Here is a 23,512-nt window from a genome sequence, read left to right as displayed (position 1 = left end):
GGTCCTTTCTTCGATATCGGGTGTGGGTTCAGTCGGTGCCAAGCCGCAGGCGGCTGGGCAGGCGCTTCTCGATCGCGAACTTCAAGAGCGCCGCGCAGCGGAAGATGCCGTGCGCGAACTTGCCGTAGGGCAGCGTGAGGAACAGCGCCATCACCACGCCCAGGTGCACCGCGAGCAGCAGCGCCATGAATCGCGTGTCGCGCCAGGCCAGCAGCGCCAGGCCCGTGAGGCTGGTCAGCAGCAGCAGCGCGATGAAGCCGCGGTCCATGGGCCGCTGCGCGACGTCGCCATGCGCCGGGTCGCGCCGCAGGTTGAGCCACAAGAGGCCGATCGGGCCGACCACCAGGCCGATGCCGCCCGCGGTGCCCAGCAGCACCGGCAGGCTGGTCAGCGCATAGGGCGCATGCAGGTCGAACAGGTAGTGGTAGAGCGTGGCCACGCAGGTCGAGGCGAAGCACAGCATGAAGCCGTAGAAGGTGAAGTGGTGGAAGCGCCGGCGCCACAGCGTGAAGTGGTCGTCCTCGTTGTTGCAGCCCTCGCCATGGCCGCCGCCGAGGTACTTGAGGCGCAGCGCATCGTGCGCCGCTTCCGCGCTCGCGGGCCCGCGCACGCCCGCCATCGCCGGCGCGTTGCCGGGGTCGTTGGCCGGCGAGACCTCGCGCCAGAAGCGCCGCACGCCCAGCGCCAGCGCGAGCAGCACGAACAGCGACACCGCGCCGAACAGCAGCGCGAGGAAGTTGTGCGGGAAGATCGCGTAGAAGTTGCCGGCCAGCGGCTCGTGCAGCAGCGAGCCGCTCATCGCGACCGCGAGCACGAGGAACAGCGCGAGGCCGCCGGCCAGGGCCAGCGCGACCGTGAGCCCCGCCTTCTCGTAGAGCGAGCCCATCGCGGCGGGCCAGGCGTAGTCGTGGTAGGTCTGCATGCGCACCTGGGCCATGGCCTGCGGCACGTTGACCGCGAACTCGTGCGGCGGCGCGTACTGGCAGGCATGCAGGCAGGCGCCGCAGTTGTGGCAGAGGTTGGCCAGGTAGTGCGTGTCGGCCTTGCCGAACTCGAGGCGCCGCGTCATCGCGGGGAACACGGCGCAGAAGCCCTCGCAGTAGCGGCAGGCGTTGCAGATCTGCAGGATGCGCGCGACCTCGCCCTCGGGGGCGGTCAGCGGAAGGGCGGGCTGGATCGGGATCACGCGCGACGGGGTGGCGCCGATGCCGTCCGCATCGGCACGCGCGCGGGCGACGAGATCAGTGAGCTGCTGCAAGAGGGGTCTCCGGGGAATGCTTCGAAAGATGCCGGGCCGCGCGCGCAGCCTGGGTGCCGGCGATGCGGCCGAAGGCCGTGCCGATGCTCATGCCGACGCCCGCCGTGTAGCCCTTGCCGAGCACGTTGCCGGCCATCATTTCGCCGGCCACGAACAGGTTGGGGCTGGGCCGGCCGCCGAAGCGCACGGCCGCGGTCTCGTCCACCTTCAGGCCCAGGTAGGTGAAGGTGATGCCGGGGCGCACGGGGTAGGCGTGGAAGGGCGCGGTGTCGAGCGGGCGGGCCCAGTGCGTCTTGGCGGGCGCGAGGCCCTCGGTATGGCAGTCGTCGAGCGCGGTGTGGTCGAAGCGACCGACGCGGCAGGCGGCGTTGTAGTCCTGCACGGTGCGCACGAAGGTGGCTTCGTCCAGGCCGATCTTCTGCGCGAGTTCGCCGAGCGTGCTCGCCTGCGTGCCGGTGAACACCGGCGGCATGAATCGGCCGACCGCCTTCTGGTCGATGATCGACCAGGCGATCTGCCCCGGTTGCTGCGCCACCAGCCGGCCCCAGATCGCATAGCGCTTGGGCCAGAAGTCCTCGCCCTCGTCGTAGAAGCGCCGGGCTTCGCGGTTGACCACCACGCCGAGCGAGACGCAGTCGATGCGCGTGCAGATGCCGCCGTCGTAGAGCGGCGCGCGCGCGTCGATGGCGACCATGTGGCCCTGAGAGGGATCGCCGATGCTGTCGGCGCCCGCGGCGATCATGTGCTTGAGCAGCACGCCCTGGTTGAAGCGCGTGCCGCGGATCAGGAAGTTGTCGGCCGGCCATTCGCCGCGCTCGTTCTGGCCCCAGGCCTCGCGCAGCCATTCGCGGTTCGACTCGAAGCCGCCGGCCGCGAGCACGCAGCTCTTCGCCGCGATGCGTTCGCCGGCCTCGGTGCGCACGGCCACGAAGCGCTCGCCGTCGAGCTCGACCGAGGCCACGGGCGTGTCGTAGCGGATCTGCACGCCGAGCCGTTCGGCGCTGCGGAAATAGGCATTGACCAGCGCCTTGCCACCGCCCATGAAGAAGGCATTGGTGCGCGCCACGTGCAGCGCGCCTGACAGCGGCGGCTGGAAGTGCACGCCGTGGCCGCGCATCCAGTCGCGGCAGTTCGACGAGGCGCGGATCACGAGCCGCGCGAGGTGCTCGTCGGTGAGGCCGCCCGTCACCTTCAGCAGGTCCTGCCAGTACTCCTCTTCAGGATAGGCATCGACCAGCACGTCCTGCGGCGCGTCGTGCATGCAGCGCAGGTTGCGGGTGTGTTGCGAATTGCCGCCGCGCCATGCCTTGGGCGAGGCCTCCAGCAGCAGCACCGAAGCGCCGGCCTCGCGCGCCATCAGGGCGGCGCACAGCGCGGCATTGCCGCCGCCGACAACCAGTACGTCTATCACTCGTGGGTCTCCTTGGAATCCAGGAGACTTTAGGCAGCGCGGCCTTCACGCGAAAGGCCGAAAGCGGCAACGGGTGTTCAGTTTTCGAGAAGACTGGCGCCGGTCCAGCGGCCGTCGCGAACGAGGCTGCGCGCGGTGTCGGCGACCACCACGCGCGTGGCCAGCGCGGCCGGCGAGAGCTCGTCGTCCGACAGGCTCACGAGCAGGTTGCGCCGGCCCACGTGGGCATCGGCGATCTGCGTGAGCTCGAGGTCGTCGCGGTCGTGGCGCGCGGTGGCGGCGCCGGGCTGCACGGTGGCGCCGTAGCCGGCGCGCACCGCGTCCATCAGCAGCGCGAGGCCGTCGACCTCGGCCACGATGTTCGGCTGCACGCGCGCGCGCAGGAAGGCCGCCATCAGCGTGGCGCGCAGGCCGTGGCTGCCGCTCGGCAGGATCAGCGGCACCTCGGCCAGCTGCGAGAGCCGCACCTTGGTGCCCATGGGGCGCCTGGCGAGCGTGGGCGAGGCGACCACGAAGAGCTTCTCGGCCAGCAGCGGCGAGACGCTCCAGCGCCGCGGCGTGTCGGTCTGGAACAGCACGGCCAGGTCGAGCTGGCGCGCATGCAGCATGGTCGTGAGATGGCCCGACAGCGCCTCGACCATGTGCAGCCGCACCTCGGGATAGCGTTCCTGCATGGCGCGCATCAGCGGCACGCCGAGCACGGTGGCGGTGGTGGGCGCGAGGCCCACGCTGACATGGCCCGACAGCCGCGCCTGCTGCGCCGCGCGCACCGCGTCGTCGGCATGGCGCAGCGTGAGCTGGGCCTGCTGCAGGAAGGCCAGGCCGGCATCGGTGGGCGTGACGCCCGTGGAGCTGCGCTGCAGCAGGCGGGTGGCGAGCTCGCTCTCGAGCCGGCTGATCTGCTGGCTCAGCGCCGAGGTGACCACGCCGAGCTCGACCGCCGCGCGGCCCATGCTGCGCAGTTCGCAGACCTTGACGAAGTAGCGCAGTTGCCTCAGTTCCATGCGCGCATCATCGCGCAGGCGCCACCTCGGGTGCGCGGCGGCGCAGCAGCAACCATCCGAACAGCGGGGCGGTGACGTACATCGCCACCGAATACACCGCGGCCGGCAGCGCGAGCTGGAAGCTGCCGAGCACGCTGACCGCGACGAAGATCGCCAAGGTGGAGTTGTGGATGCCGATCTCGTAGCTGATGGCGGTGGCCAGCGGCTTCTCGAGGCCCGCGGCGCGGCTCAGGTAGTAGCCCGCGAGCAGGCTCAGCACGTTGAACAGCACCACCGGCAGGCCGATCTCGGCGAAGGTGGCGGCCATGGTCTTCCACTCGTTCGCGATCGCCAGCACCGTGACCACCGCGAGCACCACGCCGCTGAAGATCTTGGTCGGCTTCTCCATGCGCGCCGCGAAGCCGGGCCGGCGCGAGGCCACGAACATGCCGATGGCCACCGGGATCAGCACGATGGCGATCACCTCGACCAGCTTGCGCGTCTGCAGCGGCACCACCTGGCCGCTCTGCGCGAAATGGTTGATGGCCCAGTTGGCGATCAGCGGCAGCGTGACGATCGACAGCAGCGTGTTGACGGCCGTGAGCGAGATGTTCATTGCCACGTTGCCGCCGAACAGGTGCGAGAACAGGTTGGCCGAGATGCCGCCGGGCGAGGCCGCGAGCAGCATGAGCCCGATCGCGAACACCGGCGAGAGCCCGAAGCCCACGATGATCGCGTAGCAGGCCAGCGGCAGGCCGATGACCTGCAGCAGCAGCGCGATGGTCACGGCCTTCGGATGCTGGAACAGGCGCCGGAAGTCGTCGAGCGAGAGCGACAGCCCGAGCCCGAACATCACGAGCGCGAGCGCGCCGAACAGGAAGCGGGTCACGATGAGCGTGGCGTCCATGGGTCTTGTCTCCTCATTCGTCGTTCTAAAAAAATGGCTGCCGGCCCCCGTCGCGCGGGTGCTGGCAGCCTGGGAAACCGGGGTCGACGCGTCTTAGTTTTTGTAGCTGTCGTCGATGCGGTCGAGTTTGCGGATCAGCGAGGGCCAGACGAACATGCCGCCGAGGCCGCCGCTTTGCACCTTCATGGCCTGGCCCACGCCTTCGATGATCTGCGGGTTCACGTGCGTGAGTTCGCTGCCGCCCGATTGGGCCGCGATCTGGATCTGGCAGGTGTTCTCGAAGGTGTACATCGAAAGGAACGCGTCGGCAATGGTCTTGCCGCAGGTCAGCAGGCCGTGGTTGCGCAGCATCAGGAAGTTCGCGTGGCCCATGTCGGCCTGCAGCCGCGGCTTCTCGTCGTCGCGGAAGGCCACGCCCTCGTAGTCGTGATAGGCCAGCGAGGCCAGCACGAAGGTCGACTGCTGGCTGATCGGCAGCACGCCGTTCTTCTGCGCGCTGACCGCGATGCCGGCCTTGGTGTGCGTGTGCAGCACGCACTGGATGTCCTCGCGCGCGGCATGCACGGCGCTGTGGATCACGAAGCCGGCCGGGTTCACGGGGTAGGGCGAGTCGATGATCTTGTTGCACTGCTGGTCGACCTTGACCAGGCTCGAGGCCGTGATCTCGTCGAACATCAGGCCGTAGGGATTGATCAGGAAGTGGTGCTCGGGGCCGGGCACGCGCGCGCTGATGTGGGTGAACACGAGATCGCTCCAGCCGTACAGCGCCACGAGGCGGTAGCAGGCGGCGAGGTCGACGCGCAATTGCCATTCCTCGGCGGAGACGAGCTTCTGGACTTCGGATTGGGTGGTGGCGTTCATGGTGTGGGTCCTTTGGAGGTATGGGTTCAGGCCGTGGCCGGCTCCTTCAGCGCCGACTTGTAGATGCTCTGCTTGGGCTGCGCCATCACGCGCCGCAGCAGCGGTTCGAATTCGGCGATCGGCAGGGTCTCGGCCTTCGGGTCGAAGGCCGGGTTGTCGTAGAGCGCGCAGAACTCGGCCGTGCGCTCGTAGTGCGGATGGTCGCGGAAGTTGTCGCGCATGTCGCGGTCCAGGCCGATGTGGTGGAAGAAGTAGTGGCCCTGGAAGATGCCATGGTTCTGCACCATCCAGTGGTTGGCCTCGCTCACGAAGGGCTTGAGGATCGCGGCGGCGATGTCGGGATGGTTGAAGCTGCCGAGCGTGTCGCCGATGTCGTGCAGCAGCGCGCACACCACGTACTCCTCGTCGCGGCCGTCGCGCAGCGCGCGCGTGGCGGTCTGCAGCGAGTGGGTGTAGCGGTCGACCGGAAAGCCGCCGTAGTCGCCCTCGAGGATCTGCAGGTGCTTGATCACGCGCTCCGGCAGGCCGCGCGTGAACTGCATGAATTCGCCGCCGATCAGCTGCCAGTCCTCGCGCGTGCTGTCCTGCATGGTCTTGAAGCTTGCCCGTGCATTCATCGTTGTCGTCTCCGGTGGGTCTCTCGTTCGTAGGTGAGGGCACTGTAGACCCGGGCTTGACGCTCAACTGTCAAGAATTTGACAATTGAGGCTGCTGGTAAACCCCGCCCGCGCCTGTCGCCGACTTGTCTCGCGCCATCGGCCTCCACCTTTTTCCGGCCACCGCCGCACCGCATGTCCGCTCCCGCCAAACCGCGCCTGTCCGCCGCCCACCGCGCGGCGATGGAGTCCAACCCCTGGTTCATGAGCATGCCGCGCGCGCAGCGCGAGAACCTGCTGGGCGCGGCCGAGCTGATCCACCTGCGGCGCGGCGCCATGGTGTTCCGCCAGGGCGATCCGGTGATCGCCGACGGCGGCTTCTTCGGGCTGGCGGCGGGCACCATCAAGATATCGTCGCTGCGCCAGGACGGTCGCGAGGCGATCCTCGCGGTGCTCGAGCCCGGCAACTGGTTCGGCGAGATCACGCTGATCGACGGCTCGCCGCGCACCCACGATGCCACCGCGCTCGAGGCGCTCGACCTGCTCGTGATTTCGCCGCAGTCCTTCGGCCAGCTGATGCGCGACGTTGTGTTCGCCAACGCGATCGCCGCCATGCTGGCCGCGCGCGTGCGCATGCTCTACGGCCTGGCCGAGGACGCCACGCTGCGCAGCCTGCGCGCGCGCGTCGCGCACCGCCTGCTGGTGCTGGCGCGCGGCGATGCCACGCAGTCGCAGCACACGCGCCAGCGCGTGGCGCTGCCGCAGGAAGCGCTGGCGATGATGCTCGGCGTGACGCGCCAGACGCTGTCGAAGGAACTCAACGCGCTGGCGGGCGAGGGCGTGGTCGCGCTGGGCTACGGGCGCATCGAGCTGGTGTCGCTCGACGCGCTTCAGCAGCTGGTGCGCGCCGGCTGAACGCGCCGGCCCAGCAGCGCCACCGAACAGGCCGCCGCGACGACGATCGCCATGGCCACGGCCATCACCGCGAAGAAGGCCTGGTCGAAGGCCGTGTGCGCGAGCGTCACCAGCTGCGTGCCGATCTGCGTGGGCAGCGTCTCGGCCGCGAGCAGCGCGCCGTCAATGCCGTCGCGCGCCGAGGCCGGCACCGCCAGCGTGTCGGGAATGGCCAGCGTGGCCGTGTAGGTCGACGAGAGCACGCTGCCGAGCAGCGCGATGCCGAGCACGCCGCCCAGCTCGTACGACACCTCCTCGATCGACGCCGCCATGCCCGCGTGTTCGGCCGGCGCGTTGTTCATGATCGCGTTCGAGGCCGCCGTGATGGTCGCGCCCACGCCCAGGCCCAGCAGCACCAGCACCGCGAGCTTGAGCACGCCCGTGGCATCGACGGCCAGCGCGAGCCCGCACAGCGAGAGCGCCGTGGCCAGCAGGCCGCCGAGGATCAGCGGGCGCGAGCCGGTGCGCGACAGCACCATGCCCGCGAGCGGCCCCGCCACGAAGGCGGCGAGCGGCACCGGCAGGATCGTCAGGCCGGCCTGCAGCGGCGAGAGGCCGGTCACCAGCTGCAGCCGCTGGCTGAACACCAGCTCGACGCCGATCAGCGCCACCGAGGCCACGATGGCCGCGATCACGCCGCCCGAGAAATACGGGTCGCGGAACAGCCGGAAGTCGACCAGCGGGCTCGCGCTGCGCCGCTGGCGCCGCACGAACAGCGCCATGGCCAGCAGGCTCGCGGTGGCGCTGATGCCCATCGCGAGGCCCGAGGGCACGGGCTTTGCGAATTCCTTGATCGCGAGCACCAGGCAGACCAGCGCCACGAACACCTGCACCGAGCCGAGGACGTCGAAGGGCTTCGGCTGCGCGGTGGCGCCCGCGCGCCGCCCCGGCAGCAGCCAGGCGCCGAGCACCAGTGCGAGCACCACCACGGGCACGTTGATGAGGAACACGGAGCCCCACCAGAAGTACTCGAGCAGCACGCCGCCGACCACCGGGCCGAACGCGGCGCCGCCCGAGGCGACCGAGGCCCAGACGCCGATGGCGACCGCGCGCTCGCGCTCGTCGGCGAAGGCGAGCCGGATGATGGCCAGCGTGGCCGGCATCATCATCGAGGCGCCCACGCCCAGCAGGCCGCGCGCCGCGATCAGCGCCGCGGGGCTGCCGGCATAGGCGGCGCACAGCGAGGCCACGCCGAAGACGATCAGGCCCGCGAGGAACATGCGCTTGTAGCCCACGCGGTCGCCGAGCGCGCCCATGCCGAGCAGGAAGCCCGACACCACCACCGTGTAGGCGTTGACGATCCAGAGCTTCTCGGACGAGGAGGCCGCGAGGTCGTGCGTGAGCGTGGGCAGCGCCGTGTAGAGCACGGTCATGTCGACCACGATCAGCAGCAGCGCCATCGAGACGATCACCAGGGTGATCCATTTCCTGAACACCGGATTCATCGCTCAGGCCTCCAGTTCCTTGAGCATCGTGACCGAGACCGGCGTGCAGCCGCGCGCCTCGAAGAAGCGGTGCGCGCCCTGGTTGCCGATGCCGCTCTCGAGGAACAGGCGTGCGATGCCGCGCTGCCGCAGTTCGGCGCAGACCCAGTCGAACAGCTGGCCGCCGACGCCGGCCGACTGGAACGGCGCATCGACCACGAGGTCGTCGAGCGTGGCGAAGGCGCGCGCGGCGCGCCGGGCCTCGTCGACGGACACCAGCGCGATCGCGGCCAGCGCATCGCCGGCATGCGCGGTGGCGATCAGCGAGACGGCCGTGGCCGGCGGCAGCGCGAGCGTTTCGCGCAGTTCGGCGCGCAGCACTTCGGGCAGGTCGCGGCGCCATTCGCCGGGCGCGACGGCGCGCGCGCCCTGCAGCTCGGAATGCGAGATGTAGCGCGGGCTCAGCTGGCGCATGAACAGCGCGGCGATGGCGGCTTCCTGCGCGGGGTCGTGGCACCAGCGCAGGGTCAGGGGGTCGGTGTGGATGCGGGGCATCGCGAGACGGGAGATCGGCATGCGAACGGACTTCTCTTTTCAGGGCGGGGCGAGGTCGCCTCGCCTGGACCGCCGATCTTGCTTCAATAGAATGGATGAATAAAGATGAAACCCATCTGATAAATAGATAGAAGAGGCCGTGCCATGGAATGGACCGTCGACCAGTTGCGCCAGTTCGTCACCACCGCCGACTGCGGCTCGTTCTCGGCGGCCGCGCGCCGGCTCGGCAAGGCGCAGTCGGCCGTCAGCACGGCCATCGGCCTGCTCGAGGCCGACCTCGGCGTGGCGCTGTTCGATCGCTCGCGGCGCAATGCGCAGCTGTCCGAGGCGGGGCAGGTGCTGCTGCTCGAGGCGCGCGAGCTGCTGCGCCAGGCCGAGCAGCTCGACCAGCGCGCGCGTTCGCTGCACGACGGCAGCGAGGCCGCGCTCTCGATGGCCTTCGACGAGGCGCTGCCGTACACCGCCATCGCCACGCTGTTGCGCGAGATCTCGGTGAAGTACCCGAGCCTCGAGCTCACGCTGCTCAACGGCACCGCCACCGAGGTGGCCGACTACGTGGAGCAGGAGCGCGCGAGCGTGGCCTTCCATTTCGACCGCGGCCCGGCGCGCGCCTGCTTCGAGCTGCGCCGCATCGGCAGCGTGCCGCAGGGCGTGTTCGTGGCGGTCGACCATCCGCTGGCCGACGGCCGCACCGTGCGGCGCAAGGACCTGGTCGGGCACCGGCAGCTGCTGATGCATGCGGACGACGTGCACGAGGTGGCCTACAGCCCGCGCGTCTGGCGCTCCGACAGCTTCTACAGCACGGCCGAGATGGTGGCCGACAAGCTCGGGTGGGCCGTGCTGCCGGTCAACATCGCGCACTACGAGGGCTACCGCCAGGCCCTCAAGGAACTGCCGTGCCCCGCGCTGGCACTGCCACGGCTGTCGGTGCGCATGCTGTGGCTGCAGGGGCGGCCGCTGGGCGCCACCGCGCGCTACGTGCAGCAGCGCTTCGCGGAGCTGCTGCTCGACAGCACGGCCTGAACCGCCGCGCGGCTTCGCCCCGACCTTCCTGAACCGATGCATTCCGCCCGCGGGCGGCGGCCTGCGCACGCCTGTCCGGTGGCATGGCTCTTGCGAAGAAGTAGCCCGATGGGAAACTTATTCACCAAATATGGGCAACTCCTGATACAGGATTTACCCCTGAAGCGGTGGATTTTGCTTCTCAGGGAAAGCGATATGTTTCCCATTGGGAAACAAAACTAATCTTCGAGCAGCTTCACCGCCCGTGCACGAAAACGGGCAACCCACGCCGCCGCCGCCCTCGAGGCGGGCGGTCCCCGTCAGCAGAGCCATCAACCTCGCATCGGAGAGCCACCACCATGAATCACCCCGCAAATCCCGCGCTGGCCCAGGAGGGACGGTCGGCCGAGACCGACAGCTCCGAAGTCAGCCGTGTCGTGTTCGCCAGCTCGGTCGGAACCATCATCGAGTGGTACGACTTCCTGATCTACGGCACCGCCGCTGCGCTGGTCTTCAACAAGATCTTCTTTCCCGCCGACGACCCGCTGATGGGCACGCTGGCCGCACTGGGCAGCGCGGCCGTGGGCTTCTTCGCGCGGCCCTTCGGCGGCGCGGTGTTCGGCTACTTCGGCGACCGGCTGGGCCGCAAGTCGATGCTGCTGCTGACGCTCGCGATCATGGGACTCGGCACCTTCGCCATCGGCCTGCTGCCGACCTACCAGCAGATCGGCGTCTGGGCGCCGATCCTCTTGATCGTGCTGCGCATCGTGCAGGGCATCGGCCTGGGCGGCGAGTGGGGCGGGGCGGCGCTGATGGTGCTCGAGCATGCGCCGAAGCGCCGGCGCGGGCTCTGCGGCAGCCTGGTGCAGGTCGGTTTCCCGATCGGCCTGATCCTGTCGGCCGGCGTGTACTCGATGGTGTCGACCTTGCCCGAGGAGGACTTCATGGCCTGGGGCTGGCGCGTGCCCTTCCTGCTGAGCGTGGTGCTGGTGGCGCTCGGTGCCTTCATCCGCACGCGGGTGTCGGAGTCGCCGGTGTTCCTCGAGATGAAGGCCAAGAAGGAGATCGCGCGCAACCCCTTCGCCGAGGCCGTGTTCCGCGACCCGAAGAACTTCCTGATCGCGGTGGGCCTGAAGATCTGCGAGGTCTCGTGGGTCTACATGCTCACGGTGTTCATGGTGGTCTACGCGACCAAGAACCTCGGCCTGCCCAAGGAGATGCTGCTCAACGCGATCATGGTCGCGGCGGCGATCGAGGTGGTGACGATTCCGCTGTTCGGCTGGCTGTCGGACATCATCGGCCGCCGCCCGTTCTACTTCGCGGGCACGCTCTTCACCATCGTCTTCGCGTTCCCGCTGTTCTGGCTGGTGGACACGCGCGATCCGTGGATCATCATCGCCGCGACCGCGGTGGCGCTGAGCTTCGGCCACGGCCTGATGTTCGGCCCGCAGGCCACCTACTTTCCCGAGTTGTTCGGCGCACGCGTGCGCTACACCGGCGCCTCGTTCGGCTTCCAGGTGTCGGCCGCGCTCGGCGGCGGGCTGGCGCCGATCCTCGCCACCCTGCTGGTGGGCAAGCTCGGCGGCACCGCGGGCGTGTCGATCATGCTGATCGGCCTGGCCTGCGTGACCCTGGTGGCGGCCTTCTTCGCGCACGAGACGCGCGACGACTCGGTGCGCAACTTCTGAGCGCGGCCGCATGACCTTCGTCGTCACAGAAGCCTGCATCGCATGCCGCTATGGCGAGTGCGTGTCGGTGTGCCCGCAGAACGCCTTCCACGAAGGACCGAACTTCGTGGTCATCGACCCGCGCGCCTGCGCCAACTGCGGCCTGTGCGAGATGGTGTGCCCGGTGCAGGCGATCCATCCCGCGGCCGACCTCGCGCCCGACCAGCGCGACTGGATCGCGCTCAATGCGCGGCTCGCGGCGCAGTGGCCGGTGGCGGCCGACACCCGGCCGCTGGCCGATGCCGACGCGCATGCCTTCGACACCGCCAAGCGCGAGCGCCTGATCCTCGAACCATGAACCCCAACGCCTTTTCATCCAGAACGAAAGACCCGCGAATGCACATGACCTTCCTGCTCTACGAGGGCATCGAGCCCGTCGACCTCGCCGCCATCGGCGTGGTCTCGATGGCGCGGCGCGTGATCCCCGAGCTCGGCTACCAGACCGTGTCCTTCGACCGCGCGCCGGTCACGCTCGCCAACGGGCTGCAGGTGCTGCCGAACAAAAGCTTCGAGGAAGTGCGCGAGGTCGACGTGCTGCTGGTGCCCGGCGGGCCCGGCTGGCGCGCTGCTTCGCAGGACGCGCGCGTGCTCGAGTTCGTGCGCCGCGTGGCGCCCGAAGCGCTGGTCTGCTCGGTCTGCACCGGCGCGATGATCCTGGCCGAGGCCGGCGTGCTCGACGGCCTGCGCGCGACCACCAAGTTCGAGGTGGTGCCACCCGAGACCTCGCCGCTCGATGAGTTGCGGCAACGCTATCCGGCGATCCGCACCGAGCCCGCGCTCGTGGTCGACAACGGCCGCGTGGTCACCGGCGGCGGCGTCACGCTGTGCATCGACGCCGTGCTGTACCTGATCGAGAAACGCTTCGGCCCCGCACCCGCGGCCGAGGTGGCCCGGATCATGGAATACGGCGCCGCGCGCGAGGCCAACCGGCTGCGCTTCGCGGTCTGAGCGCTTTCGATTTCCAAAAGTTGTCTAATGGGAAACTTCGATCTAGAATCGAATCCACCCGCTGCGGCGATGTCCCCGTCCCCCACCCATCCATTCATCCACAGGAGTCAAACACCATGTCCGCCGTCTTCAAGGAACGCCTCTCCGGCAAGCTGCAACCCACCATCGGTGGTTCCGTCTACGTCGATCCCGCCACGCTCGAATGGCGGCCCTCGCAGTTTCCGAAGATCCAGATGAAGGTGCTCTACCGCAACGACGCATCGGGCGAGATGACGGTGCTGCTCAAGTGGGAACCCGGCGCGGTGCTGCCGTTCCACAAGCATCCCGAGATCGAGCAGAGCTGGGTGCTCGAGGGTTCGTTCTCGGACCACGACGGCATCTGCCGCGCGGGCCAGTTCGTCTGGCGCCAGCCGGGCTCGCTGCACGAGACGCGCTCCGACGAGGGCTGCACCATCCTCGCGATCTATCGCAAGCCCAATGTGTTCTTCAACGCGGCGGGCTTCGAAGCCGACAAGAACTGAGTTCTTCTCGCGCGGTGCCGGCCATCCGGGCAACCGGGTGTGCCGGCAGGTAAACCGGTTCCGTTAAATTCGGAGCATGGTTGCTTCAAAGAAAACCGCCCGCGCGCCCAAGCGCGCGGCGGCCCCCGCCGCTGCCGCCGTTGCAGCGGCCCCCGCCGAGGTGCCGGCCCATGTGGACCTCGGCGTGCGCCTCAAGCAGCGGCGCCTCGAGGCGGGCCTCACGCTCGCGGCGCTGGCCGAGCAGGCCGGCTTCGGAAAGGCCTATCTCTCGCGCATCGAGAGCGGCCAGAAGGTGCCGCCGATCGGCTCGCTGGCGCGCATCGCGAGCGTGCTGGGCATCGAGGCCGCGAGCCTGCTGACCGACAACACGCATGCGCAGCAGAGCTGGCGCGGCGTGAGCCTGGTGCGGCATGCCGACAAGCGCCCGACCGTGATGGGCGGCAGCGCCTTCGGCTACGACTACTTCGCGCTGACCGACGCCACCACCGACCGCGCGCTGCAGCCCTTCCTGTTCACCTTCCCCGACAAGGTCGACAAGTTTGTGTTCTTCGAGCACGAGGGCGAGGAGATGATGCATGTGCTCACGGGCCGCGTGGAGTGGCAGGTCGGGGTCGACAAGTTCATCCTCGAGCCCGGCGACACGCTGCATTTCGACGCGCGCATCCCGCACCGCGGGCATGCGCTCGCGGGGCCGGCCACGGCGCTGGTGGTGATCTATTCGCCCGTGGGCTACCACCCGAACCTGGCCTGAAGCCTCAGCGCAGAACGCGACCGTCGGCCGAGATGCTGATCAGGTCGATGTTGCGCACGTTGTCGCGCAGGCCCGGGCGCAGGTTGATGCGGAAGCCGCCGACGTCGTAGTCGGTCATCGCGCTCATCACGCGCAGCAGGCTCTGCGGCGTGAAGCCGCGGCCCGCGCGGCGCACCGCCTCGCCCACGGTCTTGGCGGCGATGAAGCCCTCGAGGCCTTCGTAAGAGGGCGCCTGGTCGGAGTTGTCGACCGCGGCGCGGTACTCCTTGACGATCGGGATCGCCGAGGGCCGCGGCGAGGGCACGACCTGCGAGATCACGATGCCGCCGATGTCCTTGCCGAGCTCGGCGTAGAGCGGATCGATGCCCACGATCGAGAAGGCCATGAAGCTGCCGGTGTAGCCGCTCTTGCGCAGCGCGCGGATGGCATTGGCCGTGGTGCCCGAGAGCGACACCAGCACGATGGCCTGGGGCGAGGGCTTCTGCACCGCCTTGAGCGCATCCTCGAGCGGCTTGCCGCCGCCCGCGGGCACCAGCGCGGTGGCGACCAGCGGCGGCAGCTTGAGTTCGCTCACGGCCTGCTGCACCGCCGCGAGGCCGGCATGGCCCATCGCGTCGTCGTCGCCGACCAATGCGATGCGGGTCTGCCCCACGGTGGCGCACTGGCGCACGATCTTCAGCGCCTCGTCGATCATGCCGGGGCGCACATGGAACACGTTGGGATGCGCGGGGCCGCGCAAGGTGTCCGAGGCCGCGAAGGGCGCGAACAGCAGGCTGCCCTGCTGGGTGGCGACCTCGGCGCCGGCATTGCTGCTGGCGGTGCCGACGAAGCCGAACAGCATGTCGGCCTTGTCGCGCGACAGCAGGGTGCGGGCGTTGGCCGCCGCGCGGCTCGCGTCGTAGCCGTCGTCGAGCTGCAGCAGCTTGAGCTGCAGGCCGCTGGCGGCATTGCGTTCGTTGAAGTCGCTCACCGCGAGCCGGCTGCCGGCCGCGAAGGCCAGGCCGATCTCGCCGGCCGTGCCGGTCAGCGGCACCGACTGGCCCAGCAGCACCACGCGGGCGCCGCCGGCCGCGGCCGCGCGGGTGGTTTGCGCGAACGCGCGCGGCCCGGCCGTGCCCAGGGCCAACAGGGCGCCCGTCTTGATCAGCCACTGTCTGCGTGCGTCGTTCATCGGACACCTTTGCTCAAAATAGTAAAAAAGTGTAGCAATTTGGATGCCCGGCGGGAAGTTTTGCGCACTGCAGAATCGCTGGCATGAACAAGATCGCTGTGCTGGCACTGGGATGTGCCGTGGTGGCCGGTTGCACCGACCTGGCCAGGAACAGGGCGCCGGAGGCACGGGATGCCGGCTTCTCGCAGGGCGGGACCGGGACGCCGGTGCTGGAGATCGCCGCGCCGCCCACGATCGCGCCCCCGCCCATGGCGGATCCGACACCGGCGCGGCGGCCGGCGCCGGTGTCCGACGCGCGCGTGCTGCGGCGCTCGATCCCGAGCTATCCCTCGCAACTGGCCGAGCAGGGCGTGGCGGGCACGGTGGTCGCGGCCTTCGACGTGAACCCCGAGGGGCGCGCCGACCGCGTCCGGATCGTCAGCTCGCCGCATCCGCTGCTGTCGCAGGTGGTGACGAAGTCGCTCGAAGCCTGGCGCTTCGAACCGGCGCGCGACGCGAACGGCCAGGGCCTGCGCAGCGCGATGCGGCTACCGTTCCGCTTCGTGGTCGAGGACTGACGCAGGGCGCGCTCAGGCGCGCTCGAACACCAGGTCCCAGACTCCGTGGCCCAGCTTGAGGCCGCGGTTCTCGAACTTGGTCAGCGGCCGGTAGTCGGGCTTGGGCGCGTAGTCGGCGGCGGTGTTGCGCAGCAGCGGCTCGGCCGACAGCACCTCGAGCATCTGCTCGGCATAGGGCTGCCAGTCGGTGGCGCAGTGGATGTAGCCGCCGGGGCGCAGGTGCTGCGCGAGCTTGGTCACGAACTCGGCCTGGATCAGCCGGCGCTTGTTGTGGCGCTTCTTGTGCCAGGGATCGGGAAAGAACACGTGCACGCCGGCCAGCGTGGCGGGCTGCAGCATGTGGTCGAGCACCTCGACGGCATCGTGCGCGCAGATGCGGATGTTCGGGATGCTCTGCTCGCCGATGCGCTTGAGCAGCGCGCCCACGCCGGGCTCGTGCACCTCGCAGCAGAGGAAGTTGGTGTCGGGCCGCACGGTCGCGATGTGGGCCGTGGCCTCGCCCATGCCGAAGCCGATCTCGAGCACGGTCGGCGCCTCGCGGCCGAAGGCCGCGGCCAGGTCCAGCGTCTCCTCGCGGTAGGGCAGCAGGAACAGCGGGCCCAGCTCGGCGAAGGCGCGTGCCTGGCCGTCGGTGGTGCGGCCGCCGCGCTTCACGAAGCTCTTGAGGCGGCGGTGCAGCGGATGGGGCGAGGTGCTGTCGCCTGCGTCGTCGGCGGCGGGCGGAAGGTCGTGGGACACGGTGTCGGGAGAGGTCATTGCGGCCGCGAATTGTAGAGAGCGCGCCATGCGGGCACCCAGCCGGCCAGCGCCTCGGCGCACGAAGCGCCCGCGGCCGGGCCCAGGCCGAGCACGCGCGCCGCGGCATCGAGCGCGGCGCGCGCGGCCTCGGGGGTGGCGGTGTCGAAGGCCGCCGCGCCGTTCTGCTTCGAGAGCTTGTGGCCGTCGGCGCCGCGCACCAGCGGCGTGTGCAGGTAGCGCGGCGTCGGCAGGCCGAGCGCGCGCTGCAGCAGGATCTGGCGCGCCGTGTTGTCGGCCAGGTCCTCGCCACGCACCACGTCGCTCACGCCCTGGTCGGCATCGTCGACCACCACCGCGAGCTGGTAGGCCCAGGGGCCGTCGGCACGGCGCAGCACGAAGTCGCCGACCTCGCGGCCCACGTCCTGGCTTTGCGCGCCGAGGCGGCGATCGGTCCAGTGGAGTTCGCCCGACGCCGCGGCCTCGAACTTCTGCGTGGCGAAGCGCCAGGCGCGTGCGGGCTTGCCATGCAGGCCGTCGCGGCAGGTGCCGGGGTAGACGCGCTCGCCATGGCGCTCGTGCTGCTGGCCGAGCCGCGCGAGCGCGGCGTCGATGTCCTTGCGCGAGCAGCCGCAGGGGTAGGCGAGGCCGCGTTCGCGCAGGCGCGCCAGCGCCGCCTCGTAGCGCGCGGTGCGCGCGGTCTGCCACACGGGTTCCTCGTCGGGGATCAGCGCGCAGTCGGCCAGCTGGCGCAGGATGCGCTCGCCCATGCCCGGCAGGCAGCGCTCGGTGTCGGCGTCCTCGATGCGCACCAGCCAGCGCGCCCGCGGGCCGCGCGCACGCACGTCGAGCCAGCTCGCGAGCGCGGCGACCAGCGAGCCCGCGTGCAGCGGGCCGGTGGGCGAGGGAGCGAAGCGGCCGACGGGAGGCATGAAGAACAGCAAGGGGCCGCGGCCGGCCCCGGAACGCGAACTACAGCGCCGCGAGCGCGAGCGACAGGCCCGAGACGAAGGCGTCCTCGACGCGGTGGCCGATGCACCAGTCGCCGGCCACGCCGATGCGCGCCTTGGCGTCCCACAGGTGGCTCTGGCCCACCGGCACCTGGGTCTGGGCCTCGGTCCAGCACAGCGCCTGCGCATGGGCCGGCGTGGCATGGATGCCGGTGATCTCGGAGAAGGCGCGCAGCAGCTTGGCCTCGATGCGCGGCGCGTCGTCGCGCAGGTGTTCCTGCGACCAGGTGGCGCTGGCCTGCAGGGTCCAGCGCTCGATGCGTTCGCGGCCGGGCTTGGACGATTCGCGCGCCAGCCAGGCCACGCGGTGGTGCGTGCTGCGCGCGGCATTCCATTGCGGGCCGAGGTGCGACATGGTCGGCTGGTTGGCCTGCGGGAAGGCGATCATCAGCGTCCAGCACGGCGCGATGCGCACCGGCTCGACCTGGCGGCTGATGCTGCGGGACAGCTTGCCGTCCTCGAGCAGCGCGCGGGCGCGCGAAGGCGGCACCGCGAGCAGCACCGCGTCGAAGCCCGAGTACACGCGCTGCGAGTCGCCGGCACCGGCGGTGCGCAGCTGCCAGCGCGCGGCATCGAGCGCGTCGGGCTCGATGCGCGTGACCTGCGTGCCGGTGACCAGGCTGTCGCCCAGCGGCCGGGCCCATTGCGCCACCAGCGAGTCCATGCCGGGCTGGGCCACCCAGTGCGATTCGAGCGAGGGCAGCGCGGCCTCGGCCACGCGGCCATGGGCATCGAGCACGCGCACGAGGTTGGCGCTCCAGCGCCGGCACAGGCCGGGCACGGTCTCGAGCGCCAGCGCGAAGCGCGCGTCGCGCACGGTGAAGTACTGCGCGCCGCTGTCGAAGCGGCCGAAGGCGGTGTCGACGCTGGCCATGCGGCCGCCCGCTCCGTCGCCGCGCTCGAACAGCGTGACGCGGTGGCCGGCCTGCGCCAGCGTGCGCGCGCACGCCACGCCGGCCATGCCGGCGCCGACGACGGCGTAGTGGCGCGGCGCGGCGGCGGAGGCCGTGTCGGGGGAGGGGGCCGGGGTTCGGTGGCGGTCTGCCTTGGCGCGAGGACGAGTGGTCATTGCTGGACCCTTTTCTTGTGACGAGGTGAAGACGGTTGGATGCTGCGCCGACTCTAACCCGGTCTTCGCGCGCGCCGCAGCCACCCTGGGGCAAACGACGATGCGCGCCGCGCGGGCATCAGCGGCCGCGATGGCGTTCGAGCAGCGCGAGCCGCGTGCCCTCGTGTTCGAACTGCGCGAGCCACCATTCGAGCGCGCGCCCGGGCTTGCCGGCCGCGCGCACGCGCCAGGCGCAGTGCATGGTGCCCAGCGGCGGCTGGCGCTCGGTGCGGCGCTCGACCAGGTGGCCGGCCTCGATGTAGGGCCGCGCCATCGGCTCGGGCAGGAAGCCGCCGCCCAGGCCGTGCAGCTGCGCCGCGAGCTTGGCCTGCATGGTCGGCACCGTCAGCACGTCCTGCCCGCCGACCAGGTTGACCGTGAGGCCGGGACTGCTGCGCGCCGAGTCGGCCGCGGCCACGGCGCGGTACTGGCGCAGCACCGCGTCGCTCAGGGGCTCCTCGAGCCGCGCGAGCGGATGGTGCGGCGCCATCGCATAGACGAAGCGCAAGGTGCCCAGCGGCCGGCTGCGCAGGCCGGTGGCGGTCAGGGCCAGGCTGGCGGCATCGAGCACCGCGCCGATCGCGAGGTCGGCCTCGCCGCTGGTCAGCGCCTCGATGGTGCCGAGCAGGGTCTCGTCGCGCAGCTTCAGGCGCGTTGGCGGCTCGAGCGCGAAGAAGGCGGTGGCGAGGTCGAGCAGCGGATCGCGCGCGATCACGCTGTCGACCGCGATCGTGAGCATCGGCTCCCAGCCGGTGGCCACGCGCTTCACGCGGTTGGCCACGGCGTCGATCTCGCCGAGCAACCGCGCCGCCTCGCGCAGCAGTTCGGCGCCGGCCTCGGTCAATTTCGCCTGCCGTGCGCTGCGGTCGAACAGCAGCACGTCGAGCGCGTCCTCGATCTGGCGCACGCGGTAGCTCAGCGCGCTGGGCACCAGGTCGAGCGCGCGCGCCGCCGCGGCGAAGCTGCCGGTGTGGGCCACGGTCTGCAGCATGGCCAGCGCATCGGGGGTCAGCACGTCGCGGGGGCTGGGCATGGTCGCGGCTCCATCGTTCAAAAAATTTGAATGATGCCATCAAAGCGCGGCGCTTTTCCCTCGGGGGCGCGGGCCTAAAGTTCTTCCCATCCGCTGCGCATCCGGCGCGGCATACGAAGAAGGCCGAAGGTTCCCCCCACGGGGCCCGGCTCAAGGAGTCCGACGATGTTGCAAGTTCGTAAATCCCAGGAACGCGGTTATGCCGACCACGGCTGGCTGCGCTCGTTCCACAGCTTTTCCTTCGCCAACTACTACGACCCGGCCCACATGGGCTTCGGCAACCTGCGCGTGATCAACGAGGACCGCGTGGCCGCCGGTGCCGGCTTCGGCACCCATGGCCACAAGGACATGGAGATCATCAGCTACGTGCTTTCGGGCGAGCTGGCGCACAAGGACAGCATGGGCAACGTGGAATCGATCCCGCCCGGCGACGTGCAGCGCATGAGCGCCGGCCGCGGCGTGATGCACAGCGAGTTCAACCACAAGGCCGACGAGACCACGCACTTCCTGCAGATCTGGATCCAGCCCAATGTGCGCGGCATCGAGCCCGGCTACGAGCAGAAGCGCTTCGATGCCGCCGAGAAGCGCGGCAAGCTGCGCCTGGTGGCCTCGCCCGACGGCGCCGACGGCTCGGTGACGGTGCATGCCGATGCGCGCCTGTTCGCGGGCCTGCTCGATGGCGACGAGCGCGCGAGCCTCGCGCTCGATCCGAAGCGCAAGGGCTACGTGCACCTGGTGCGCGGCGAGCTTGAGGTCAATGGCCGCAAGCTCGCGGGCGGCGACGCCGCGCTGCTCGAAGGCGAATCGCAACTGACGCTGGCCGCCGGCAAGGACGCCGAGGTGCTGGTGTTCGACCTGGCCGCCTGAGCGGTGTAGAAGGGGAGGCACCCTGTTCGCGGGGCGCGTCTTCCTGCTCACCCTCCTTGTTTTTCCCCGTTTCCCGATCCACAACCACAGAGGAGTTCCCAGCAATGACCACTACCACCGCAACCCCCAACGGCGCGCAGGACACGCTCGCGCTGATCGGCCGCATCCTGATCGCCTACCTGTTCATCCCGGCCGGCATCGGCAAGCTCATGGGCTTCGGCGGCACCGTGGGCTACATCACCTCGGCCGGCCTGCCGCTGCCCGAGGTGGCCGCCGCGGTCGCGATCGTCATCGAACTCGGCCTGGGCATCGCGCTGCTGCTGGGCTTCAAGACCCGCTGGACCGCGATCGTCATGGCCATCTTCACCGTCGTGACCGCGCTGTTCTTCCACAAGTACTGGGCCGTGCCCGACGCGATGAAGATGATGCAGCAGATCAACTTCAACAAGAACATGGCCATCGCCGGCGGCCTGCTCGCCTTCGCCGCCTTCGGCCCGGGCCGCTTCAGCATCGACAAGCGCTGAGCCGCGCCCATCCATCCACCACGAGGACCAACCGAACATGGCCAACATCGTCATCGTCTTCCATTCCGGCTACGGCCATACCCAGCGCGTGGCGCAGGCCGTGGCCGACGGCGCCGGCGCGCAACTGCTCGCCATCGACGCCGACGGCAACCTGCCCGAGGGCGGCTGGGAAACCCTGGCCGCGGCCGACGCGATCATCTTCGGCTCGCCCACCTACATGGGCGGCGTGAGCTGGCAGTTCAAGAAATTCGCCGATGCATCGTCGAAGGTCTGGTACACGCAGGGCTGGAAGGACAAGCTGTTCGCCGGCTTCACCAACAGCGCCACCATCAACGGCGACAAGGTCACGACCATGACCTACCTGTGGACGCTCGCGATGCAGCACAGCGGCATCTGGGTGAGCATGGGCATCCTGCCGACCAACAACAAGGCCGCCACGCGCGATTCGACCAACTACATCGGCGGCTACGGCGGCCTGCTGACGCAGTCGCCCTCGGACGCGAGCCCGGCCGAGATCCCCCGCGGTGACCTCGACACCGCGCGGTCTTTCGGCGAGCGCGTGGCCGCGGTGGCAAGATCGCGCGGCTGACCACCGCCTGCGCGGGCCGCCCCGGCCCGGGGCACCCACGGAGAGAACACGATGACCGACGCCACCCCCACCACCCGTTTGCTGCAACCGCATGACAAGGACCTGGGGGGCGGCTTCAACGTGCGGCGCCTGCTGCCCGCGGCCGTGCGCCGCTCGGTCGGCCCCTTCGTGTTCTTCGACCATTTCGGCCCGGCCACCGAGCAGCCGGGCAACTCGCACGACGTGCGCCCGCATCCGCACATCGGCCTGGCCACCGTCACCTACCTGTTCGAGGGCGCGATGATGCACCGCGACAGCATCGGCAGCGTGCAGGAGATCCTGCCGGGCGCCATCAACTGGATGACCTCGGGCCGCGGCATCGTGCACTCCGAGCGCAAGCCCGAGCGCCTGCTGGCCGAGACCTTCGTCAATCACGGCCTGCAGCTGTGGGCCGCGCTGCCGCAGGCCCATGAAGAGGTCGAGCCCAGCTTCGAGCACACCGCCTCCGACGCCATTCCTGCCCTGTTCGAGCAGGGCGTGGGCGTGCGCGTGCTGGTGGGCGAGGCCTTCGGCGTGCGCTCGCCGGTCACGACCTTCTCGCAGACCGTCTACCTCGACATCGCCTTGCCGGCCGGCGCGAGCTTCGCGCTGCCCGCGCTGGCGCCCGAGCTCGCGGTCTACCCGATCGATGGCGACGTCGGCATCGACGGCGTCGTGGCACCGATGCACACCATGGCGGTGCTGGCCGACGGGCAGGGTGCCAACCTCACGGCACCCGTGACCGCGCCGGTGCGGCTGGTGGTGATCGGCGGCGAGCCGCTCGACGGTCCGCGCTACATCACCTGGAACTTCGTCTCGAGCCGGCGCGAACGCATCCTGCAGGCCGGCGAGGACTGGGCCGCGCAGCGCATGGGCCACGTGCCCGGCGAGACCGAGTTCATTCCGCTGCCGGGCAAGCCCTTCGGCGTGCGCGAGCCCGACACGGGCAGCACGCCCACCTGAGCGCGTTGCGCGGCTACAGCGCGAGCTTGTAGCCCTCGTGGCTCGCCACGAAGCCCAGCCGCTCGTAGAAGCGATGGGCATCGGGCCGGCGCTTGTCGGTCGTGAGCTGCACCAGGGTGCAGCCCCGCTCGCGGCAGCGCGCGATCGCCCACTCGAACATCCGCTGGCCCAGCCCCGCATCGCGCCGCTGCGCCGCGATGCGCACGGCCTCGATCTGGCCGCGCCATGCGCCCTGGCGCGCGATGCCCGGGATGAACGAGAGCTGCAGCGTGCCGACCACCGCCTCGCCCTCGGTCACCACCACGAGCTGCTGGTTCGCATCGGCCGCGATGGCCTCGAAGGCGGCGACGTAGCGCGCATCGATGGCATCGGGTGAAGCACCCGCGGCCTCGCGTTCGCGGCCCAGCGGATCGTCGGCGAGCAGGGCGACGATGGCGGCCAAGTCGGCGCGCGTCGCGGTTCTGAAAACTATTGGGTTCACTTGTGAAACTCTGTTGCATCGTTCGCGCGCCAGGCGGCGCGAAATGCCATCGTCCGATAGTAAAGTGCGCCCGCCGCGGGGGAGGGAACACCGGCCTCGCGACCCACAACCACAACGACGTTGAAGAAAGCGAGCGAGGCGAGATGGCCATTCAGAAGACGCCGGAAACGGCACCGGGCGAGTACGGCGACCTGTTCGAATTCCTGATGAAGGAACTCAAGCTGTTCCAGCGCAAGCTGCTGGTGATGCTCAAGCACGTGAAGACCGGCGAGTCGCAGATCTACAAGCAGGCCTGGTACGACTTCCACCTCAAGGACCGCCTGACCGCGCTGCTCAAGGCCGAGGACTATGCGGCGGTCGCGCAGCTGCCGATCAACAAGGCCGGCCAGACCGGCATCTACATCGAGACGCGCTACGTGAAGTCGGGCGAGGTGGTGGGTTTCCAGCTGGTGGAGGCGCGGCCGCACGAGGGCGGCCGCTACGTGGGGCTCACGCCGGCCGCGGTCTATACCGAGGCCGACGGGCGCCGCGTGCTGGCCTTCGCCGAAGGCCTCTGAA

Annotated in this window: 27 protein-coding genes; 13 read left to right on the top strand and 14 right to left on the bottom strand. The window is 69.9% G+C overall.

Features of this window, described 5'->3' with window-relative positions; genetic code table 11:
• Positions 1 to 28: 28 nt before the first annotated feature.
• The 6 genes from tcuB to AC07RM_RS19150 form a co-directional block, all read right to left on the bottom strand.
• Positions 29 to 1,258 carry a tricarballylate utilization 4Fe-4S protein TcuB gene (tcuB, locus tag AC07RM_RS19175; RefSeq protein WP_495335515.1) on the bottom strand — a complete coding sequence of 410 codons (1,230 nt, stop codon included), beginning with the start codon at positions 1,256 to 1,258 and terminating at the stop codon, positions 29 to 31.
• Positions 1,242 to 2,669, bottom strand: a complete 1,428-nt coding sequence (gene tcuA / locus AC07RM_RS19170; RefSeq protein ID WP_495335514.1) for an FAD-dependent tricarballylate dehydrogenase TcuA — start codon at positions 2,667 to 2,669, stop codon at positions 1,242 to 1,244. The genes tcuB and tcuA overlap by 17 nt, the downstream gene beginning before the upstream one ends.
• A 77-nt stretch (positions 2,670 to 2,746) precedes the next feature.
• Positions 2,747 to 3,673: a LysR family transcriptional regulator gene (locus tag AC07RM_RS19165; protein ID WP_057597474.1), complete on the bottom strand. Its 927-nt coding sequence runs from the start codon at positions 3,671 to 3,673 to the stop codon at positions 2,747 to 2,749.
• Between the two features lie 7 nt (positions 3,674 to 3,680).
• On the bottom strand, positions 3,681 to 4,559 hold the full coding sequence (locus AC07RM_RS19160) for a bile acid:sodium symporter family protein (RefSeq protein ID WP_495335513.1): 879 nt from the start codon (positions 4,557 to 4,559) through the stop codon (positions 3,681 to 3,683).
• A gap of 93 nt (positions 4,560 to 4,652) precedes the next feature.
• A complete protein-coding gene (locus AC07RM_RS19155; RefSeq protein ID WP_093344395.1) occupies positions 4,653 to 5,420 on the bottom strand; it encodes a class II aldolase/adducin family protein in 768 nt (255 codons plus the stop codon).
• 26 nt (positions 5,421 to 5,446) lie between these two features.
• Positions 5,447 to 6,037 carry an HD domain-containing protein gene (locus tag AC07RM_RS19150; RefSeq protein WP_093344393.1) on the bottom strand — a complete coding sequence of 197 codons (591 nt, stop codon included), beginning with the start codon at positions 6,035 to 6,037 and terminating at the stop codon, positions 5,447 to 5,449.
• A gap of 174 nt (positions 6,038 to 6,211) precedes the next feature.
• Here AC07RM_RS19150 and AC07RM_RS19145 point away from each other — a divergent pair, with 174 nt between their 5' ends.
• Positions 6,212 to 6,931, top strand: a complete 720-nt coding sequence (locus AC07RM_RS19145; protein ID WP_495335512.1) for a Crp/Fnr family transcriptional regulator — start codon at positions 6,212 to 6,214, stop codon at positions 6,929 to 6,931.
• On the opposite strand, the gene AC07RM_RS19140 is transcribed toward AC07RM_RS19145, so the two are convergent.
• Together AC07RM_RS19140 and AC07RM_RS19135 are read right to left on the bottom strand one after the other, a co-directional pair.
• A complete protein-coding gene (locus tag AC07RM_RS19140; RefSeq protein ID WP_495335511.1) occupies positions 6,907 to 8,415 on the bottom strand; it encodes an MFS transporter in 1,509 nt (502 codons plus the stop codon). The two genes, AC07RM_RS19145 and AC07RM_RS19140, sit on opposite strands and share 25 nt — an antisense overlap.
• A gap of 3 nt (positions 8,416 to 8,418) precedes the next feature.
• A complete protein-coding gene (locus AC07RM_RS19135; protein ID WP_495335510.1) occupies positions 8,419 to 8,970 on the bottom strand; it encodes a GNAT family N-acetyltransferase in 552 nt (183 codons plus the stop codon).
• A gap of 123 nt (positions 8,971 to 9,093) precedes the next feature.
• Between AC07RM_RS19135 and AC07RM_RS19130 the strand changes: the two genes are divergently transcribed.
• The 6 genes from AC07RM_RS19130 (at position 9,094) to AC07RM_RS19105 (ending at position 13,898) form a co-directional block, all read left to right on the top strand.
• Positions 9,094 to 9,972 carry a LysR family transcriptional regulator gene (locus tag AC07RM_RS19130; protein ID WP_093344386.1) on the top strand — a complete coding sequence of 293 codons (879 nt, stop codon included), beginning with the start codon at positions 9,094 to 9,096 and terminating at the stop codon, positions 9,970 to 9,972.
• A gap of 338 nt (positions 9,973 to 10,310) precedes the next feature.
• Positions 10,311 to 11,639: an MFS transporter gene (locus AC07RM_RS19125; RefSeq protein WP_093344384.1), complete on the top strand. Its 1,329-nt coding sequence runs from the start codon at positions 10,311 to 10,313 to the stop codon at positions 11,637 to 11,639.
• A 10-nt stretch (positions 11,640 to 11,649) separates the two neighbouring features.
• Positions 11,650 to 11,976, top strand: coding sequence for a ferredoxin family protein (locus tag AC07RM_RS19120; protein ID WP_093344382.1), 327 nt, complete (start codon positions 11,650 to 11,652; stop codon positions 11,974 to 11,976).
• A 38-nt stretch (positions 11,977 to 12,014) separates the two neighbouring features.
• Positions 12,015 to 12,626 (top strand): DJ-1/PfpI family protein, encoded by a 612-nt coding sequence (locus AC07RM_RS19115; protein WP_495335509.1) that lies wholly within the window; start codon positions 12,015 to 12,017, stop codon positions 12,624 to 12,626.
• Between the two features lie 116 nt (positions 12,627 to 12,742).
• A complete protein-coding gene (locus AC07RM_RS19110; RefSeq protein WP_057597523.1) occupies positions 12,743 to 13,147 on the top strand; it encodes a cupin domain-containing protein in 405 nt (134 codons plus the stop codon).
• A gap of 76 nt (positions 13,148 to 13,223) precedes the next feature.
• Entirely contained in the window at positions 13,224 to 13,898 is a 675-nt protein-coding gene (locus AC07RM_RS19105; protein WP_296785216.1) for a helix-turn-helix domain-containing protein, read from the top strand.
• 4 nt (positions 13,899 to 13,902) lie between these two features.
• On the opposite strand, the gene AC07RM_RS19100 is transcribed toward AC07RM_RS19105, so the two are convergent.
• Complete coding sequence (locus AC07RM_RS19100) at positions 13,903 to 15,069, bottom strand: ABC transporter substrate-binding protein (protein ID WP_495335508.1); 1,167 nt, start codon at positions 15,067 to 15,069, stop codon at positions 13,903 to 13,905.
• An 83-nt stretch (positions 15,070 to 15,152) separates the two neighbouring features.
• Here AC07RM_RS19100 and AC07RM_RS19095 point away from each other — a divergent pair, with 83 nt between their 5' ends.
• Complete coding sequence (locus tag AC07RM_RS19095) at positions 15,153 to 15,626, top strand: energy transducer TonB (protein WP_495335507.1); 474 nt, start codon at positions 15,153 to 15,155, stop codon at positions 15,624 to 15,626.
• A 12-nt stretch (positions 15,627 to 15,638) separates the two neighbouring features.
• Here the strand turns inward: AC07RM_RS19095 and trmB are convergent, their stop codons facing one another.
• The 4 genes from trmB to AC07RM_RS19075 all read right to left on the bottom strand — a co-directional run bounded on the left by trmB (position 15,639) and on the right by AC07RM_RS19075 (position 19,512).
• On the bottom strand, positions 15,639 to 16,382 hold the full coding sequence (gene trmB, locus AC07RM_RS19090) for a tRNA (guanosine(46)-N7)-methyltransferase TrmB (protein ID WP_495335506.1): 744 nt from the start codon (positions 16,380 to 16,382) through the stop codon (positions 15,639 to 15,641).
• Positions 16,379 to 17,293 (bottom strand): tRNA glutamyl-Q(34) synthetase GluQRS, encoded by a 915-nt coding sequence (gene gluQRS / locus AC07RM_RS19085; protein WP_495335505.1) that lies wholly within the window; start codon positions 17,291 to 17,293, stop codon positions 16,379 to 16,381. Before gluQRS ends, trmB begins: the two co-directional genes overlap by 4 nt.
• A 40-nt stretch (positions 17,294 to 17,333) precedes the next feature.
• Entirely contained in the window at positions 17,334 to 18,440 is a 1,107-nt protein-coding gene (locus AC07RM_RS19080) for an NAD(P)/FAD-dependent oxidoreductase (RefSeq protein ID WP_495335504.1), read from the bottom strand.
• Between the two features lie 118 nt (positions 18,441 to 18,558).
• Complete coding sequence (locus AC07RM_RS19075; RefSeq protein ID WP_093344364.1) at positions 18,559 to 19,512, bottom strand: LysR family transcriptional regulator; 954 nt, start codon at positions 19,510 to 19,512, stop codon at positions 18,559 to 18,561.
• A gap of 165 nt (positions 19,513 to 19,677) precedes the next feature.
• Between AC07RM_RS19075 and AC07RM_RS19070 the strand changes: the two genes are divergently transcribed.
• The 4 genes from AC07RM_RS19070 to AC07RM_RS19055 all read left to right on the top strand — a co-directional run bounded on the left by AC07RM_RS19070 (position 19,678) and on the right by AC07RM_RS19055 (position 22,473).
• Complete coding sequence (locus AC07RM_RS19070; protein ID WP_495335503.1) at positions 19,678 to 20,379, top strand: pirin family protein; 702 nt, start codon at positions 19,678 to 19,680, stop codon at positions 20,377 to 20,379.
• Between the two features lie 104 nt (positions 20,380 to 20,483).
• The gene (locus AC07RM_RS19065; RefSeq protein WP_093344361.1) at positions 20,484 to 20,903 is read left to right on the top strand and encodes a DoxX family protein; all 420 of its coding nucleotides are present in this window, start codon (positions 20,484 to 20,486) and stop codon (positions 20,901 to 20,903) included.
• A 37-nt stretch (positions 20,904 to 20,940) separates the two neighbouring features.
• Entirely contained in the window at positions 20,941 to 21,492 is a 552-nt protein-coding gene (locus AC07RM_RS19060; RefSeq protein ID WP_208512818.1) for a flavodoxin family protein, read from the top strand.
• 51 nt (positions 21,493 to 21,543) lie between these two features.
• Positions 21,544 to 22,473 (top strand): pirin family protein, encoded by a 930-nt coding sequence (locus AC07RM_RS19055; RefSeq protein ID WP_093344357.1) that lies wholly within the window; start codon positions 21,544 to 21,546, stop codon positions 22,471 to 22,473.
• Between the two features lie 13 nt (positions 22,474 to 22,486).
• On the opposite strand, the gene AC07RM_RS19050 is transcribed toward AC07RM_RS19055, so the two are convergent.
• Positions 22,487 to 22,915, bottom strand: coding sequence for a GNAT family N-acetyltransferase (locus tag AC07RM_RS19050; protein ID WP_495335502.1), 429 nt, complete (start codon positions 22,913 to 22,915; stop codon positions 22,487 to 22,489).
• A gap of 182 nt (positions 22,916 to 23,097) precedes the next feature.
• Between AC07RM_RS19050 and AC07RM_RS19045 the strand changes: the two genes are divergently transcribed.
• Positions 23,098 to 23,511, top strand: a complete 414-nt coding sequence (locus AC07RM_RS19045; protein ID WP_208512817.1) for a hypothetical protein — start codon at positions 23,098 to 23,100, stop codon at positions 23,509 to 23,511.
• The last annotated feature ends 1 nt before the right edge of the window (position 23,512 follow it).

Source organism: Variovorax sp. GW821-FHT09B05, assembly GCF_059418265.1.
Note: the sequence above shows the minus strand (reverse complement) of the source record. Positions and strands in the feature narration are given on the sequence as shown.

What these genes read in the sequence shown, in the direction of transcription:
- AC07RM_RS19165 (WP_057597474.1), bottom strand. Translation starts at nt 3,673, where the DNA reads ATGGAACTGAGGCAACTGCGCTACTTCGTCAAGGTCTGCGAACTGCGC.
- AC07RM_RS19160 (WP_495335513.1), bottom strand. Translation starts at nt 4,559, where the DNA reads ATGGACGCCACGCTCATCGTGACCCGCTTCCTGTTCGGCGCGCTCGCG.
- AC07RM_RS19155 (WP_093344395.1), bottom strand. Translation starts at nt 5,420, where the DNA reads ATGAACGCCACCACCCAATCCGAAGTCCAGAAGCTCGTCTCCGCCGAG.
- AC07RM_RS19150 (WP_093344393.1), bottom strand. Translation starts at nt 6,037, where the DNA reads ATGAATGCACGGGCAAGCTTCAAGACCATGCAGGACAGCACGCGCGAG.
- AC07RM_RS19145 (WP_495335512.1), top strand. Translation starts at nt 6,212, where the DNA reads ATGTCCGCTCCCGCCAAACCGCGCCTGTCCGCCGCCCACCGCGCGGCG.
- AC07RM_RS19140 (WP_495335511.1), bottom strand. Translation starts at nt 8,415, where the DNA reads ATGAATCCGGTGTTCAGGAAATGGATCACCCTGGTGATCGTCTCGATG.
- AC07RM_RS19135 (WP_495335510.1), bottom strand. Translation starts at nt 8,970, where the DNA reads ATGCCGATCTCCCGTCTCGCGATGCCCCGCATCCACACCGACCCCCTG.
- AC07RM_RS19130 (WP_093344386.1), top strand. Translation starts at nt 9,094, where the DNA reads ATGGAATGGACCGTCGACCAGTTGCGCCAGTTCGTCACCACCGCCGAC.
- AC07RM_RS19125 (WP_093344384.1), top strand. Translation starts at nt 10,311, where the DNA reads ATGAATCACCCCGCAAATCCCGCGCTGGCCCAGGAGGGACGGTCGGCC.
- AC07RM_RS19120 (WP_093344382.1), top strand. Translation starts at nt 11,650, where the DNA reads ATGACCTTCGTCGTCACAGAAGCCTGCATCGCATGCCGCTATGGCGAG.
- AC07RM_RS19115 (WP_495335509.1), top strand. Translation starts at nt 12,015, where the DNA reads ATGCACATGACCTTCCTGCTCTACGAGGGCATCGAGCCCGTCGACCTC.
- AC07RM_RS19110 (WP_057597523.1), top strand. Translation starts at nt 12,743, where the DNA reads ATGTCCGCCGTCTTCAAGGAACGCCTCTCCGGCAAGCTGCAACCCACC.
- AC07RM_RS19105 (WP_296785216.1), top strand. Translation starts at nt 13,224, where the DNA reads ATGGTTGCTTCAAAGAAAACCGCCCGCGCGCCCAAGCGCGCGGCGGCC.
- AC07RM_RS19100 (WP_495335508.1), bottom strand. Translation starts at nt 15,069, where the DNA reads ATGAACGACGCACGCAGACAGTGGCTGATCAAGACGGGCGCCCTGTTG.
- AC07RM_RS19095 (WP_495335507.1), top strand. Translation starts at nt 15,153, where the DNA reads ATGAACAAGATCGCTGTGCTGGCACTGGGATGTGCCGTGGTGGCCGGT.
- trmB (WP_495335506.1), bottom strand. Translation starts at nt 16,382, where the DNA reads ATGACCTCTCCCGACACCGTGTCCCACGACCTTCCGCCCGCCGCCGAC.
- gluQRS (WP_495335505.1), bottom strand. Translation starts at nt 17,293, where the DNA reads ATGCCTCCCGTCGGCCGCTTCGCTCCCTCGCCCACCGGCCCGCTGCAC.
- AC07RM_RS19080 (WP_495335504.1), bottom strand. Translation starts at nt 18,440, where the DNA reads ATGACCACTCGTCCTCGCGCCAAGGCAGACCGCCACCGAACCCCGGCC.
- AC07RM_RS19075 (WP_093344364.1), bottom strand. Translation starts at nt 19,512, where the DNA reads ATGCCCAGCCCCCGCGACGTGCTGACCCCCGATGCGCTGGCCATGCTG.
- AC07RM_RS19070 (WP_495335503.1), top strand. Translation starts at nt 19,678, where the DNA reads ATGTTGCAAGTTCGTAAATCCCAGGAACGCGGTTATGCCGACCACGGC.
- AC07RM_RS19065 (WP_093344361.1), top strand. Translation starts at nt 20,484, where the DNA reads ATGACCACTACCACCGCAACCCCCAACGGCGCGCAGGACACGCTCGCG.
- AC07RM_RS19060 (WP_208512818.1), top strand. Translation starts at nt 20,941, where the DNA reads ATGGCCAACATCGTCATCGTCTTCCATTCCGGCTACGGCCATACCCAG.
- AC07RM_RS19055 (WP_093344357.1), top strand. Translation starts at nt 21,544, where the DNA reads ATGACCGACGCCACCCCCACCACCCGTTTGCTGCAACCGCATGACAAG.
- AC07RM_RS19045 (WP_208512817.1), top strand. Translation starts at nt 23,098, where the DNA reads ATGGCCATTCAGAAGACGCCGGAAACGGCACCGGGCGAGTACGGCGAC.